The 14,047-nt window shown below is 56.3% G+C and carries 12 protein-coding genes; 8 read left to right on the forward strand and 4 right to left on the reverse strand.

The window, feature by feature from the left end:
* Positions 1 to 12: 12 nt before the first annotated feature.
* Together C8C96_RS24040 and C8C96_RS24045 are read left to right on the forward strand one after the other, a co-directional pair.
* The gene (locus C8C96_RS24040; protein ID WP_147455731.1) at positions 13 to 702 is read left to right on the forward strand and encodes a hypothetical protein; all 690 of its coding nucleotides are present in this window, start codon (positions 13 to 15) and stop codon (positions 700 to 702) included.
* Between the two features lie 73 nt (positions 703 to 775).
* Positions 776 to 1,561, forward strand: coding sequence for a DsbC family protein (locus C8C96_RS24045; protein ID WP_121944237.1), 786 nt, complete (start codon positions 776 to 778; stop codon positions 1,559 to 1,561).
* 600 nt (positions 1,562 to 2,161) lie between these two features.
* Here C8C96_RS24045 and C8C96_RS24050 read toward each other — a convergent pair.
* From C8C96_RS24050 to C8C96_RS24060, 3 genes are read right to left on the reverse strand one after another with little or no spacing between them, the layout of a single operon-like run.
* The gene (locus C8C96_RS24050) at positions 2,162 to 3,130 is read right to left on the reverse strand and encodes a hypothetical protein (RefSeq protein ID WP_121944238.1); all 969 of its coding nucleotides are present in this window, start codon (positions 3,128 to 3,130) and stop codon (positions 2,162 to 2,164) included.
* Positions 3,120 to 3,818: a hypothetical protein gene (locus C8C96_RS24055; RefSeq protein WP_147455732.1), complete on the reverse strand. Its 699-nt coding sequence runs from the start codon at positions 3,816 to 3,818 to the stop codon at positions 3,120 to 3,122. The genes C8C96_RS24050 and C8C96_RS24055 overlap by 11 nt, the downstream gene beginning before the upstream one ends.
* Positions 3,819 to 3,825: 7 nt before the next feature.
* Complete coding sequence (locus C8C96_RS24060) at positions 3,826 to 5,121, reverse strand: GspE/PulE family protein (protein WP_121944240.1); 1,296 nt, start codon at positions 5,119 to 5,121, stop codon at positions 3,826 to 3,828.
* Between the two features lie 232 nt (positions 5,122 to 5,353).
* Here C8C96_RS24060 and C8C96_RS24065 point away from each other — a divergent pair, with 232 nt between their 5' ends.
* The 3 genes from C8C96_RS24065 to C8C96_RS24075 are packed head-to-tail and all read left to right on the forward strand — an operon-like array spanning position 5,354 to position 9,844.
* Positions 5,354 to 5,740: a hypothetical protein gene (locus C8C96_RS24065; protein WP_147455733.1), complete on the forward strand. Its 387-nt coding sequence runs from the start codon at positions 5,354 to 5,356 to the stop codon at positions 5,738 to 5,740.
* A gap of 2 nt (positions 5,741 to 5,742) precedes the next feature.
* Complete coding sequence (locus C8C96_RS24070) at positions 5,743 to 6,612, forward strand: hypothetical protein (RefSeq protein WP_121944242.1); 870 nt, start codon at positions 5,743 to 5,745, stop codon at positions 6,610 to 6,612.
* Positions 6,613 to 6,634: 22 nt separating this feature from the next.
* Positions 6,635 to 9,844, forward strand: coding sequence for a DEAD/DEAH box helicase (locus C8C96_RS24075; RefSeq protein ID WP_147455735.1), 3,210 nt, complete (start codon positions 6,635 to 6,637; stop codon positions 9,842 to 9,844).
* Here C8C96_RS24075 and C8C96_RS24080 read toward each other — a convergent pair.
* Complete coding sequence (locus C8C96_RS24080) at positions 9,841 to 10,443, reverse strand: helix-turn-helix domain-containing protein (protein WP_121944244.1); 603 nt, start codon at positions 10,441 to 10,443, stop codon at positions 9,841 to 9,843. The genes C8C96_RS24075 and C8C96_RS24080 overlap by 4 nt on opposite strands.
* A gap of 63 nt (positions 10,444 to 10,506) precedes the next feature.
* Here C8C96_RS24080 and C8C96_RS24085 point away from each other — a divergent pair, with 63 nt between their 5' ends.
* The 3 genes from C8C96_RS24085 to mobH are packed head-to-tail and all read left to right on the forward strand — an operon-like array spanning position 10,507 to position 14,040.
* Positions 10,507 to 10,800: a hypothetical protein gene (locus C8C96_RS24085; protein WP_147455736.1), complete on the forward strand. Its 294-nt coding sequence runs from the start codon at positions 10,507 to 10,509 to the stop codon at positions 10,798 to 10,800.
* Between the two features lie 15 nt (positions 10,801 to 10,815).
* Positions 10,816 to 11,292, forward strand: a complete 477-nt coding sequence (locus C8C96_RS24090; RefSeq protein ID WP_121944246.1) for a FlhC family transcriptional regulator — start codon at positions 10,816 to 10,818, stop codon at positions 11,290 to 11,292.
* Positions 11,293 to 11,295: 3 nt separating this feature from the next.
* Positions 11,296 to 14,040, forward strand: coding sequence for a MobH family relaxase (gene mobH / locus C8C96_RS24095; protein ID WP_121944247.1), 2,745 nt, complete (start codon positions 11,296 to 11,298; stop codon positions 14,038 to 14,040).
* Positions 14,041 to 14,047 lie beyond the last annotated feature (7 nt).

Raw genomic sequence — 14,047 nt, forward strand, 5'->3', positions numbered from 1 at the left:
GAGGTAATTTCTATGGATCAGATCGGCTTTAGCCGCCGAGTATTTGTGCTGCTTGCGGGGATCGCGGCGGTTCAGTCCCTTGCAAACGCTCAGCAAGCAAACGGTGTTCGCGGTGGCGGAATGACAGAGCAGCAAAAGATGCTGATTCCGTCACTGCCAGTCTTTCCATGGCTCAGTATTGCCGAGACCAAGAAGACGCAGGTGCGTTCTCCTATCCAATCTCTGATCAGCTCTCACCAGGGCTATGTCATGGTGACTGACGGACATTCGGTTGAGACTGGAGGCGCTTTCATCAATCTGGCTACCTCAAGCAAACAGGGCCTGCTCGGAATCGACGGTTGCTCCATGATCAACCTCGACTTCGGCCCCGATGAGAAAGCACAACTTGTGTCCTTGTCCATCGACCGTGGATGGCGGAACAAGAACGTCCAGCCCTTGATTTCAAGCCTTACTGGTCGGTACGCGGCGATCACTCCACCCATCTTCATCCGTGATGGTGAAAGCGAGGCCACTGATGCAACCGTCCTTTTCGACATCGGGCGTTTCGTAGTCGAAGCCTTGATTCCTCAACACGGCACCCTGCTGACCGTGAATTTCACGACCAAGGATCTCCTGGCCAAGCTTCGGACCGCTGATCGCACCATAGACCTCATCAGGCCCTATCTCCAAATTCCATCACGGCCAACCACTTCAAAAAGCTAATTGAAACGTATTGAAATGCAATTCAAATGCAACTAACATTGCAATAGACAAACAATTAACAACCGCTAATTAAATGACAATCATCAAGCAATTCAGAATCATCCTTGCATCCGCAGCACTGGCCGTGGCCACTCTCTCTGTGACTGCGCTTCCTGCTCATGCCTCAGGGGAGCGTGCTCCCCAAGTGGCGTCGAAGTCGGATGTGGATGCTCTTTCCGCGAAGCTGCGCAAGTCGATGCCGGGTTTGGTCATCGACTCGATCAAACCTGCCCACATCCCAGGCCTCTGGGAGCTGGTGTCGGGTGGGGATGTGGCGTATGTCACCCCTGATGGCGTCTACATGATTCAAGGGACCATGTTCAACGTCCAAGAACGCCGTAACCTGAGTGAGGACGCCTTGACGGATCAGCGGGTCAAGGCCATGGGCAGCATCAGCAAGGATGCGTTGATCGTGTATCCGGCGAAAGGCAAGGCCAAGCACACCATCACCGTTTTCACGGACCCTTCATGCCCGTTTTGCAAGCGCCTCCATTCCGAGGTGGCCAGCTTGAACGACCTGGGCATTACCGTTCAGTACGCCCCCTACGCCCGCTCTGGCAACGGAACTCTGACTAGCCGTCAGCTGCAAGAAGTGCTCTGTTCTGCAGATCCTCGCCAGACCATGGACGGTTTCATGGACGCTCCACACAAGAATGCGTCGGGCGCTGACTGCAAGGCCGCGCAGGAATTGGTCCAGATGTCCAAGGTGGCCAACCAAGTGGGCCTCAAAGGCACCCCCCACATCGTTGCAGACAATGGCAAGGCCTTTTCGGGCTATATGCCTGCCAAGGATCTCCTGGCAGCTTTACAGGCCAAGTGAGCAAGGGTTCGCATCGCGGACTTTTTTACTTGTTGAAAAATATCATCTAGTCCGATACTCAAGTTTCCTCCGACCCTCCCGCCTCTATTTGAGGCTTAGCCGCCCGAGAGGGCGGTTTTTTTTGCCACAAGTTCCTTAATTCATCATTAAGGAGGGCATGCTGCATCATATTTATCAACTAAGTAATACAACTGATTACAAATTGGTTTGTATGCACGACAATTCATAGCATGATCGAATCAGGAAACCATCTTGATCTCTCGTTTCGAATCCCTCCAAGCCTGTCCTTTGCGGATCTGCAGCTACGGTGGGGATCGGATGGGCAGATTCTTTTCGAATGGTCCGCCATTGAATTGCTATGCGAGGCCTCAGGCATTGACGTAGGCATCTTTAAGCTGACAGACCCTTCTAACGTAGCGCGATTGATAAACCATTGGTATGAGATACACAGAAGCAATGGGGGTGCCATTGATCTAGTGAAAGAAGAGGCCATGAGCTACGGTGCTCAGGTTTCATGGGTGGCAGAGACCCCTCAATCACCCTGTCCTCTCGCCCAAAGAAAAAGCGCCATTTGATGGCGCTTTTTTTTGTCCGACAAACTTACTTGCTCGTCAGCAGTTTTTTCCACTCCGGTGCTGAAAGTGGCACCGGGACGTTCCTGGTCTTCCCACCGGAACCGATGTAGATCAGGGGCAGGGTGTCCAGCTTGGCCAAGAGGGCTTGGGTCGAGTTTGTGTCCAGCTTGAAGATGCCAGTCCCCAGCATCTGCTTGGTGCCGGCGTCGTTCCCCAGTTTGCGGGGTTGGAGCCAGGCAGTCTTCTCGCCAGCCCGAGCGAACTCCACCAGGCGCGCAATCCCATCGCCACTCGCGGCGTGAGAGCCATAGGCAATCGCCATTGCAGCGCCAGACAACTCGTTCTTGGCATTGGTCACCATGATGAACTTGACCGTGCGCGGGTTGTCACCAGACGCCATGAGCGACCTGTGCATCTGCACCACATTCAGGAAGCTGTCCCTCCCAGCTTGCGGCCCCAGATCGACCACAAATGTGAGGGGTGGGGCGTTGGTCTTCCCACCTGGCATGTCGATGCTGTGCATCTCCTCGGGGCGCAGCGCCTTCGCAGGGCTTTCCGCGAGTTGGCCACGCAGATAGCGTTCCAGATCCATGCTGACATCTCGGCCGCGCTTCATGTCGATGGCCATGCCAACGAACAGGTATTCCTGAGCGGCGTCTGAGTAGAAGAAGTAGAGCTGCTGCTTCCCGTCAGGGTGATCGTCACTGAACTCCGTTCCCTCCACCACAAAGGCATCGAGGCCTGCAAACACCTTGCTGACCTTGTGTACGACTTTGGGGTTTTCGATGCGGACTTTGGCATCGGAGCCCAGCATGTCGTTGAGTTTGCGCGAATCCTTGAGCCACTGAGGGATCTCTTCGGCCGCAGGAGCCTGCAGTTTTCCAGGCTTGCCGTTGGAGCCCTTGAAGTAGTCCGACAGGGGGGTGGTCTGGGCCACCGCCACGGACAGCGAGAGGCTTGCGACCAACAGGGATGCCAGCTTGTTAAAGCGCATGGGTGTCTCCTTGGACAACGCGGCTGACAATGCCGTTCAGAAGCAGCAGCATGTGCTGGGGATTGCCCTGTGAATGGTCGGGATTGACCACATAGCGACCGCCGATAGCCACGGAGGGGGTGGCGGTCAACTGGTAGGTTTTGATCGCGCTGACGTGCGCCGAAAGTCTCTTCTCGATGCCCTTGCCCTTGGTACGCAGAAATTGCTGCATCTCGCGCTGGTTGACCCCAGCTTGTACCAGGGCGTCCAGTACATCATCCATCGTCATTTTCGAACTGGGAAGAATGCTGGACATGGGATCGCCCTGGATGGCCGTGTACATGGCGTAGTCAAAGGCGGGCAGGGACTTGGGAGCGAGGGCTTGGCCAATCAGGCGTCCAACCACGGCCATCGCAACCTTCGGGTTTTCGCCGTCAGGGATGACGGGGTAAGCATCAAAAGTCACGCCAGATGGCAACGATGCACCCCAGCTCACGAGGCCGTTGTGATACCGCAAGCAGAAAGGGCAGTCGTAGGCAAAGAGTAGGCGAACGCGCTTGCGATCACCCGCAATGGGCTGTGCAAGCACGTCATAGGGCTTCGCGTCAGGCGCTGGGACCTGTGGTTGTGGCGCCTGGCTGCGCAATTGGGCGAGGGCGGGAGCTGCAGCTGTTGCCGCCAGCAAAGACAGGATGTTTCTTCGTTGCATGGGTTTCCTATTCGGTAGCGTCTTCCGACACGACCATGGCTGAGCCGGTGACGGCCATGGCCTCTCCGACGCTGGTGATCCCTTTCGCGACGAGCCGGTAGGCATCGTGCGACAGGGTGCGGTACTGGGGCTGCAGGGCTGCTGCTGCCTTGAGTGCTTTGAGATCGCCGTGCTCGACGGCAATGCGGACTTCTGGGGTCGCCAGGATGATTTCGAACACAGGGGTACGACTGAGCCATCCGTCATGGCAATGGCTGCACCCCGATGGGTTGTTGGTGTAGATCAGGCCAATGGCGTCGATTTCCTGCTCCGAAACACCGGCTTCAATGATTTGGGAGCGGATATACCCGTCGAGAGGCTGCTGCTGGCGGCAATGGGGGCAAAGAGTCCTCACAAGCCGTTGGGCGAGAAAGCCTCCGAGGGCCGCTGAGAGAGCGTTTGGGTCCACCTCCAAGTCCAGCATCCGGTTCAGGGTCACTGTCGCGGAGTTGGCGTGCAAGGTGGAAAGGACAATGTGTCCAGTCAAGGCCGCTTGGGTGGCCAGGCCTGCCGTTTCTTCATCGCGAATTTCGCCCACCAGAATCACATCCGGGTCTTGGCGAAGCATGGCGCGCAAGGCCCGTGCAAATGTCAGCTTAAGGTTTGTTGCGGCCTGGACGATCCCCTGGATGCGAAATTCAATCGGGTCCTCAATCGTCATAGTCTTGACGGCTGGGGAATTGATCTGTTTGAGGATGCCGTAGAGCGTCGTTGTCTTGCCGGAGCCCGTGGGCCCAGTGACTAAAAAGAGTCCTTGCGGCTGCGAAATCACATGCCGGATGGCTGAACGGATGTCCTCTGGCATTTGCAGCTCATCCAGAGTGACCAGATGGGCCGATTGATCAAGCAAACGGCAAACAACTGACTCGCCAGAGCCCAGCGGGAGCACGCTTACACGCACGTCCACCACCCGGCCGTCAACAGCGAAGGCAAATTTGCCGTCCAGCGGGGCCATCCGCTCCACGAGCGACATCTTGGACTTCATTCGGATTTTCGCGTTGAAGTCCGCTGACAGTTGCCTGCTCACCACATCAACGATCTCCAGGACACCTCGATTGCGAAAGCGGATGAAGCAGTTGTCTCCGCTGTCCTCGAAATGCACATCGCTCACACCCTCTCGTGCTGCGCGAGGGAAGAGTTCGTTGAGGTATTCCACCGCCTTCTTGTCGTTCCCGCCCGTCGAGATGAAGTGCAACGGTTCGTTGGAGTGATGTGGGTTCCCTCCCGCTGGTGATTTTTTGAGGACAGCATCAGCGAATGACATGTGTGAATTGCTCCATCGAGAAAGTGTAATTGTCTGTTGCAATGCGGCATCAAGTCAAGAAATTGAACTCTTTACATGCAGAGTGTGAACTGAAATTGGTGCATTAGATAATTGTATAAATGCAATTGTCAATTGCAACTAAAGTAATTACAATGCAACTACCCGCAATGAAACGGGGTCCAGCGAAAGTGCAAACATGACGAGAGCCCCTACCGAGAACCAGGCTTGCCAAGTGAGCGAACAGAGCGTCCTGAGAAAAATCTTTGGCGCCAAGAAGGTCTCTCGCATGGAGCGCGCCGCGCGTGCAAACCGACTGCGAGAACTGTTGCTGTCGCTCAAGACGGCCGCGCTATCCATGGAACCATCCGAGCGTTTGGCCTTTGCGGAGTTGGTACAGCTGGCCAGGGACGAGCATCTGGCAGCGACAGAAGACGAGGGTGACGCTACGGAGGTTGAGTCGGTTTCGTTGCTGGTTCAAAAGATGGTGAGTGAACTAGACGCCTTGCGCGATGCGAACGCGAAAATGCATGCCATCGCCAAGCGACTGCAGGCAAAGGAATCAAGCTCACTGTGGACGCGACTTGTAGGCAAGATCGGCGTTCATAAAACCAAGGAATAAAAGTGTCAGTTCTCGCAGTCAGCACAGATCCAGTAGAGGGCGGTGACTTCATCACACGCTGGAAGTGGAAGACCAACCCGAACTCTCGCCCCGTACAGGGGAGCCTCCGGGTGAGCGTGAATGAGGTTCATGCCTCCGACCGCGCGGCCTTGGCGGAAATCCATGCCCTTCACTACTTGCTTGAAGTTCGCGAAATCCACGGCGAAAACAGGCTCGGCACGGACATGCGGGTATGCCTCTCATCCAGCGCTGTTCGCAAGGCGCTTTTGAAGGGTTCGCTGAAAGTTCACGGAACTGGCAAGGCTGAGAGCGCCGCAGTGGGAGCTGCAGCAACCTTCTTGGCAACCAAATATTTCGAAGCGACCTACGAGGTGCAACGTTGGAAAGATGAAGAACCTAAGGCTGTAGAGCCTGAGATGCTTCTTTCTTTGGGGCCAAGGTTTCCGCGAGTGGAGCTGCAGTGCGGCTTGCTCAATCGCCCCGTCCAGATCACCAGGCACGCAATGCACCGCTGGGTTGGAAGAATCAGCGAAGGCCTCGACCGGTACTCGGAAAACGACCTGTCCAAGATACCGGATGCTCGATGGACCAAGGCCTGGCGCACTTTAGCTGGGGTGCTCAATCACAAAGGACTGCTTCGCGCAGATCTGCTGCCAGAGGTTGCAAGGAAGTATCAGCAGCGATACGGCATGTCCTGCGTCTATCTGCATTTCTCTGACGCGATGGCCGTATTTGTTCTGGTCGATGGTCCTCAGGGTTTAGACCTTGTGACTGTCACCAAAACCAACCCACACACGCCCATCCTTTCGCAGCAACGGTTCATGGTGGGGCAGCAAATCAAAACGAGTCGCGGCACCATCGACACGCCTTGAGCGTGTGGTGAGGGGGAACACAGTGAATAGCAACGTACTGGAATTTTGGCAAGCCATTGAGGCGCTGACCCCGCAAGACGCATTGCGCGTCAATCCGAGTGACGTTGCTTGCCCCGTGTATGGCATCAAGCAATCCATAGACCACTCATTCCCGTGGAGAGACCCAGAGCACCTTGCAAAGCCTATAGAGGCCAACATGGTCTGGGTCTACGACGCGCAATGTGGACTGTACGAGACCCATGCACTTTCGGCGCTTGTTGTCGAGGCGCTATCGCGCGATATGGATGAGGAAGAAGGCGACAAGCGAGATGGAGTTGCACGACTATTTGACCTCCGCTTTGATCACACCGGTATGCCGGTTGTGCAGTCGTTCTCCTTGTCTCTCTCGGCATGGGCTTCTGGCTTCATGTTGCGTGATGGGGCAACGTTGGACGAGTTGCTAGAAGGCGGTGAATGCGGTCACGATGATCTGCCAGAGCCATCAAGTGAAGTCCAGAATCCACAAAGCGGCTTCACAGGTTTCAATGTGATCTCCATGGGCCTCTCGCAGTGGCTTGCTCATGAGGTAGAACGGTTCCATGAACACCAGGAGCTACCTTCCTGCCAGTGGCTGCATGCGCTCGTGATTAAGGTCGCTTCGTACCTGAATATCCCGCACCACGTAGTTCATCCAAACACGATTGCCCGTGTACGTGCCACGCGCGCCCGCAAAGACCAGGCCCAGGACAGAAACGAATCTTCCGAGGGACTTTCAAGCTTCTATGCAGCGGATCTGCAGAAGATCACCGCAGCAGTGGAGCGTGGGGATTTCGGAAAGGGGCTGCGACAGTTTCTTGACGGTGGAGCGGTGGCAAAAATCCGCGCCCGCGTGGATGTTCGTGAGGAGGGGAACAACCATCTTCTTGCCGAAGCTCTGTCGCCCAAAAAGATGCCGAAAGGCCGGTGGCCCGCCGACCACGCACTGGCATTTAGCCAGCAGTTCGCGGTGAACAGCATTTTCTCGTCGCTAAGGAATGATGCTGGTCTCTTCTCTGTGAACGGCCCTCCAGGCACGGGCAAAACGACACTTCTGCGCGACATCGTTGCTGAGGTTGTCACCGAGCGTGCAAGCGTCCTGATGAAGCTTGGTGACGAGGCGTTTGGATCAAAGAGCATTGTCAAGATCGGTGAGATCGCGGCGCCCTTTTATCCACTGCACGAGAGTCTGCGGGGATTCTCGATTGTGGTGGCCACCAACGGAAACGGTGCTGCAGAAAATGTGACCTTGGAAATGCCTGGGCGAGACGCAGTGCCAGCTAGAGTTGCGGATCGTGGAAGTTACTTCCCCGAGCTTGCTGAGATCGTTGCCGGTAAATCGGCATGGGGACTTCTTGCCGCCCCCCTTGGCAACAGACGCAATCGCACTGACTTTGTGTCGCGTTTCTGGTGGGGTCAGCGAAGCAAGAGGCAAGAGAGTGCAGCAGCACAACCCATGCGCGAACACCTTCGCGGCCTTGTGAGTGGTGACATCGCACCTCGCATTGACTGGGGAACCGCTGTTGCCCGTTTCAAGGCCGCACTGAAGCATGAAGCCGCGTGCCGCAAGCGGGTGTCTGAAGCCGCTGAAATGCCAGCAAAGATTGCCCAGCTCGTGTCAGAAGCACAGCAGGCTGAGTGCAGTTTGCGAGATGCGGAAGTGGAGCAATTCGAATCTCGTGATTCGCTTTCAAAAGCTGAGATCCGTCTGTCTGAACTCAATGGTTCTCTTGCTAAGGCCGAGGAGCATGAATCACATGCCAGAGATGCCCTGGCACGGCATGAAGACTTCGCTCCCGGCCTGTGGCACACGCTGACTACCTTGGGTAAGGCGAGAGCCTTGTGGCGTTCCGACAGGGAGGGTCTGGTCACGAATCTCGATATCGCGAGGAGTTGGGTGACCCAATGGCGTGACCAATATAGCCAATTGGAGCGATTGATATTGGATCTGCGTGTCAGCGGAGCCCGTCTCAACTTGAGGGTTGGCGCTGCGACCGCCCATGCTTCAAAGCTCAGAACTCTGCGGGCGGAACTTGAGAGCGATCTTGGTCGGGCGATGAATCAACTCGGGGGCGCATGGCTTGATGTTGACATGGACCAGGAGCAGCGTGAGCACGTAACGCCTTGGGGCGAACCAAGATGGCTGGCAGCGCGCGAGGAAGTGTTCCTGGCGGCTCTTGACCTTCATCGGGCTTTCTTCGAGGCGCACCCCGTACAGATGGCGGCCAATTTGGCTATCGCCTGTGACTGGCTGGCGGGCAAACGGGTTGACGGCAACCTAGTCGCCCCTGCGCTTGAATCGCTCTGTCTGGTAGTTCCAGTCGTGTCCGCCACGTTCGCCTCCTTCCCTCGAATGTTTGCGAAGGCGCCCCGTGAATCCATTGGCTATGTGCTGGTTGATGAGGGCGGGCAGGCCCAAGCTGCCCACGTTGCGTGCGCAGTGTGGCGGGCGCGTCGAACTGTCATAGTGGGAGATCCCCTGCAACTGGAGCCTGTTGTCACCGTACCCGAGGGCATAGAGTCAGAGCTTGCCCGCCACTATGGGGTGGACACGCCGTGGATGCCAAGCTGGAACTCGGCCCAGGGATTGGCGGATCTGTCCTCACGGTTCGGCACCTACCTTGGAACAGTGCCGGGAGACAGGCTGTGGGTCGGTTGCCCACTGCGTCTCCATCGGCGATGCGCTCCCGAAATGTTCCGTATCAGCAATGAGGTGGCCTACGATGGCCTGATGGTCTTCGGGACGCCCGCCCGAGGTGATGTGCCGTGGCCCGCTACGGCATGGTATGACGTGAAAGCTACGACCAGCGAAGGGCATTGGGTGGATGCTGAGGGCCAGTGCCTACAAACACTGATCGGGGATCTGCTGGAGCGGGGTGTAGCGAAAGACCAGGTGGCTTTGATTTCCCCATTCAGGGACTGTGCCGCTCGACTTCGCCGAATTGCCAGGGTCTTCGATCTGGATGCCGGTAAGGTAGGCACCGTCCATACGGCCCAAGGCAAAGAAGCTGATGTCGTGATCCTGATCTTGGGCGGAAACCCGAAGTCATCGGGTGCCAAGGCTTGGGCTGCAAGCAAGCCGAACCTGCTCAACGTTGCCGTGTCCCGTGGCAAGAAGCGGCTCTATGTGATCGGTGATCGAAGCCTGTGGCGCCAGCACAGCTATTTCAGTGTGATGGCGCATCAGCTTGCAGTTCAGGTTGCGTGCGTCGCCTAGTCGTTCGTTTCGTCAGTTCTGACAGGCGGTGGCAAGTCGCTGAATGGCTTGGACGCATCGGGCAGTAGATCCATGATGTGGCTGTCCAACAGCTCCTGGAAACCCGATGGGGTAGGGGGCGGGAGTAGATCGACGGTATGAGGGGCTGCAGCAGCACGTTTGAGTTCTGCGTGCTCTCTTGCTTCAGCGCTGCGAGCGATGAACCCGCGAGCCAGCATTTCGTATTTTGAGGGGTCCAGGACGCGCAGCCTCTCCAGAGTCCTGCATAACTCTTCGAGCACGTCATCCTTGGCCCAGTCAGGGGGCTCGTCAAGAGTCCAGAGCATTGGCTCTAGTCCAGTCAGGAGCCAATTGATGTTGACACCATGATTGCAGGCGGCTGCAAGAACTGCTGCGCCTGGAGCACTCATTCCAAGCTCGTATTTCCGATAGGTCGTCTTGTTGACTGACAACTTGTGGGCCATGTCATCCTGGGTCAAATGGACGGACCGACGCCACAAACGCAAACGCTTCCCAATCGCATCAGAGAGTTCTTTATTAGGGTTTTCCACAACTGAAAGATAGCTTATTTGCAACTTTTTGCCGTGGTTGGGTAGCAAAAAGGCGTGTTTCTTCGAACATTACGATACACTGCGAGCAAGATTTGTGAGTAAAGGTGAATCGTGACCCCAATCAAGGACGTTGCAGCATTGAACCGGATGTTCTTGCTGACCGCACAGCGCGTAGCTCGCTCTGGAACTGTCAATCTTGGCCCTATGGTGACTGGTATGTCCGAAGGTTTGCTAGAAAAAATCTCGACTATGAGCTTGGAAGAAATCGACAAACTCGCCAACGCCACGCCCATCACATTTTTCACAATGCGATTGGATGAAGAGTCGATGAAGCAAGTTTTGGACACGCCACCTTCAGCGGTGGGTGCATTGAGCGTTTCGGCGCTCGCCATGTCTGGTCGCTGATTCATTTTTTGCCCAATGCAACTCGCAAAGCTGGAGCAACTGCAGTACGCAAGAGAGCTGATTCAGGCAAAACTCAGACTCTCGATTGTTGCAGCGCTGACGGACCTCACACTCGAACCACTGCGCAAAATGTGGAAGGAAATCCACGGTGAGCGATCACCGAATGGAAAGCTGCCCGAATCAGCCCTTTCCTACGTGAAAACAGTGCAAATGGTGAGGAATTTGTCAGCAATTGTGCTTCTGCACCAGCGACTGCACAAGACAAAAGAAATACAGCCGCGAACACTGTTGCAGACTTGGCATGCTCACAACGCGCTTCTGGGCCAAGTAGATCCTTCCAACGTTCTCGACATAAATGCCGCGTACTACGCGCTCCGAGACGTTCGCTCTAATTTGCTGACTGTCATGCAGTGCAATAACTGCCGCATCAGCTATATCTATGACCGAGAGTTGAGCCTGACCTCTCACTGTCCGTATTGCAAGGGCGAGTAGGCGATGCAGTGGTTCAAGAGTCTCTTCACCCCTAAGGCCCCCGTCACTCCCAAAGCAACCCCGATACCGGCTGCAGTCGATTTCGAAGTGCCCCGCTATCCGCCCTTTATGAAGGGGTTGCCGACCATCGAGCCAGAGAGGTTGCTTGCGCAGCATCCTGAAATCCTGGCGCACTACAAGCGTAGCGTCATCGTCACTCCTGAACAGTACGAGCAGTTTTACATCGGGGCTCTGCGACGATTCGCTGCTTACGCACACCTCCTGCCTGCGTCCCAGACCCATCACCATCGTGGTGCTGGGGGGCTCTTGCGCCATTCGATGGAAGTCGCTCTGTGGTCGCTCCAGGGCGCGGACAACATGCTGCTCAGCATGGGGAAATCGCCAGCCCAGCGAAGAGCCATAGAGCCACGCTGGCAACTCACCGCATTTCTGGCAGGCCTATGCCATGACGTAGGCAAGCCCGCGACCGACATGACGATCACGGATAGTGATCGCAACATCACATGGAAGCCCCTCACTGAAGATCTCTATGAGTGGGCAAAGCGGAACAGCCTCAAGGCCTATTTCCTCGACTGGCGACCTGGCCGGGGAAAGCAGCATGTGTCTCTGTCGAATTTATTGGCCGAGCGAATCATCGGGCCCGAAGCCCTGCAGTGGATCGATGAGGGGGGCACAGAACTGGTCGTGTGGCTGATGGAAGCCCTGAGCGGGAATCCTGGCGCGACCAATCCACTGTATGACCTGGTGATCAGGGCCGACTCATCTAGTACCGAGCGCGATCTCAAGACCATGGGTGTAGCAATGGCTGGCTACGAGCTGGGAGTGCCCATCGAGCGCCATCTGATGGATATCATGCGCCGCCTGATCAAAGAGGGCATCTGGCAAGTCAACGAGTTGGGTGCGCGCGTCTGGAACATCAATGGTGGCATCTACCTTGTCTGGCCAGCCTCTGGTGAAGAAATTGCAGCCAAGGTGCGCTCCGATGATCTGAAGGGGTTCCCCAGAACTCCTGACGGCATTCTCGACATGCTGCTCGAACGAGGCCTTGCCTTCGTCCGTGAGACCGGGGAGGAGAGATTCTGGAGAATTGTTCCTGCGGAACTTGAAGCCAAGATCCCCAACAAGTCTCTGGTCTGCATTCGATTGCGCGATGACGCAATGATCTCGTCTACCCCGATTGCCGCTGTAGCAGGGCGGCTACTCAATGGCGAGGATGAAGACCCCAGCGGGGGGGGCGCAGAAGCTGATGCCCCAGAAGAACCCACCTCACCAGTGCATGCAAGGGCCAAGCAGGACGCTGCAGGAGCAGTTCGCGATCCTCTGGCACCACCACCAGACGGTCAGGCCAATGGCGCTGCGGGATCTGTAAAAACCTCAGTAGAGGCAATCAGAACTGCCACCAAGTCCACCCCCGACTCACCAGCGGCATTGACCACGGCAGCTGCACCAGCACCAGCCGAAGACTGCGAGACCCCCAAGCCACCTCTGCGTAAGCTGGACATCGACCCCGAAACTGGGGAGATTCTTGGAGTCGAAGCAAGCCCTGGTGAAGGTGGTAAGAAGCAACCGAAGGTGCGCCAGGTGCAAAAAGTCGGTTCGACCGATTCGCCAATGGCCATTTCGAAGCCAGTTGGAGTGAAGCTGAAATCAGCTGCAACCGAAGGTGCGGAAAAGGTTCTTGAGTTAACTGCACCCGCCGAAGCCACTGCTCCTGAAGCCAACGGCACTGAATCGACAAAGAAGAAAAAGCGCAAGAAGGGCAACTTCACCCAACCACCTGAACTGGAGTTCTCCGGCTCAGTTGGCGAACTGTTCTTGGCTCTTGCAGACGATCTGCAGACAGGTGCGAAACAGTGGGGTGTCGATGTACGCGTGGACGAGCAAGAGATGGTTCTTCTGCGCTGGCCTGGCTGCTTCGCAAATTACGGTTTGACAGCAAAGACCATCCTTGACGAGTGCGGAAAGAATGGCTGGATCTGGGTTGACCAGGACATGCCGTTCGTCAAACTCGTGGACTCCAAATTTCAGGGTGAGGACAGCAAGGCACTGAGGTTGATGCCAGAACCGGGTGACGCATTGCTGTACCACGCGAAGTACAACCCTGATCTTCACAGCAACCCCGCACCGAAGGTGCGGACTGAGAGTGCGGACTTGCCCGGTGATGATGCCTTTCTTCCACCTGTCGATCCTGCAAGGGTCAGTGAGCCCCAAGTGCAGTCTGAAGTGCAGGCCACCTCTCTACCTGAAAATTCCGCGCAACTCCCCTTGCTGGACGATGTGTCTTCGGAGGAACGCAAAGTGTTGCGAACCGACAGATCAGCCCCACCAGCGAAGCCACGCAAAGCCGCCGAAACAAAAGCTGCAATGGCCCCCAATCGAGCGGAAACGGCAGTAGCGGCAACGAATGTGAAGGCCCTGAAAGAACAGTTAGGGTCCAAGCCCAAATCCACTCCTCAGATCAAACTGGAGAAGGTCGCACCTGCTGAATCAGGTCCATCCTTTGGCGCGCTAGATCCCCGAGTTGGCGCGCTCATTGGGGTACTAGACGGGTGCGCAGCTGATAAGGTGGAACAGGGTTGGCGTTACATTGATCGCCTGGAGATTCGGCGCGCGGCACTCGCCGCTGGGGTTGCGAAGGACCGCAAGGATCTCAACGTAATCATAGAAGCCAACGCCAAGATATTCCAAGTGAAAGGGCAGCACATGCGCTACAAGCCCGCAGCCGCAGGATCTGCTGTACAAGCCTGAGACATGG

Origin of the sequence: Acidovorax sp. 100 (assembly GCF_003688355.1) — a bacterium.
Taxonomy (GTDB): Bacteria; Pseudomonadota; Gammaproteobacteria; order Burkholderiales; family Burkholderiaceae_C; genus Acidovorax; species Acidovorax delafieldii.

Coding starts and splice junctions, on each gene's coding strand:
- C8C96_RS24050 (WP_121944238.1), bottom strand. CDS start 3,130: ATGCGCTTTAACAAGCTGGCATCCCTGTTGGTCGCAAGCCTCTCGCTG.
- C8C96_RS24045 (WP_121944237.1), top strand. CDS start 776: ATGACAATCATCAAGCAATTCAGAATCATCCTTGCATCCGCAGCACTG.
- C8C96_RS24060 (WP_121944240.1), bottom strand. CDS start 5,121: ATGTCATTCGCTGATGCTGTCCTCAAAAAATCACCAGCGGGAGGGAAC.
- C8C96_RS24055 (WP_147455732.1), bottom strand. CDS start 3,818: ATGCAACGAAGAAACATCCTGTCTTTGCTGGCGGCAACAGCTGCAGCT.
- C8C96_RS24090 (WP_121944246.1), top strand. CDS start 10,816: ATGCAACTCGCAAAGCTGGAGCAACTGCAGTACGCAAGAGAGCTGATT.
- C8C96_RS24040 (WP_147455731.1), top strand. CDS start 13: ATGGATCAGATCGGCTTTAGCCGCCGAGTATTTGTGCTGCTTGCGGGG.
- mobH (WP_121944247.1), top strand. CDS start 11,296: ATGCAGTGGTTCAAGAGTCTCTTCACCCCTAAGGCCCCCGTCACTCCC.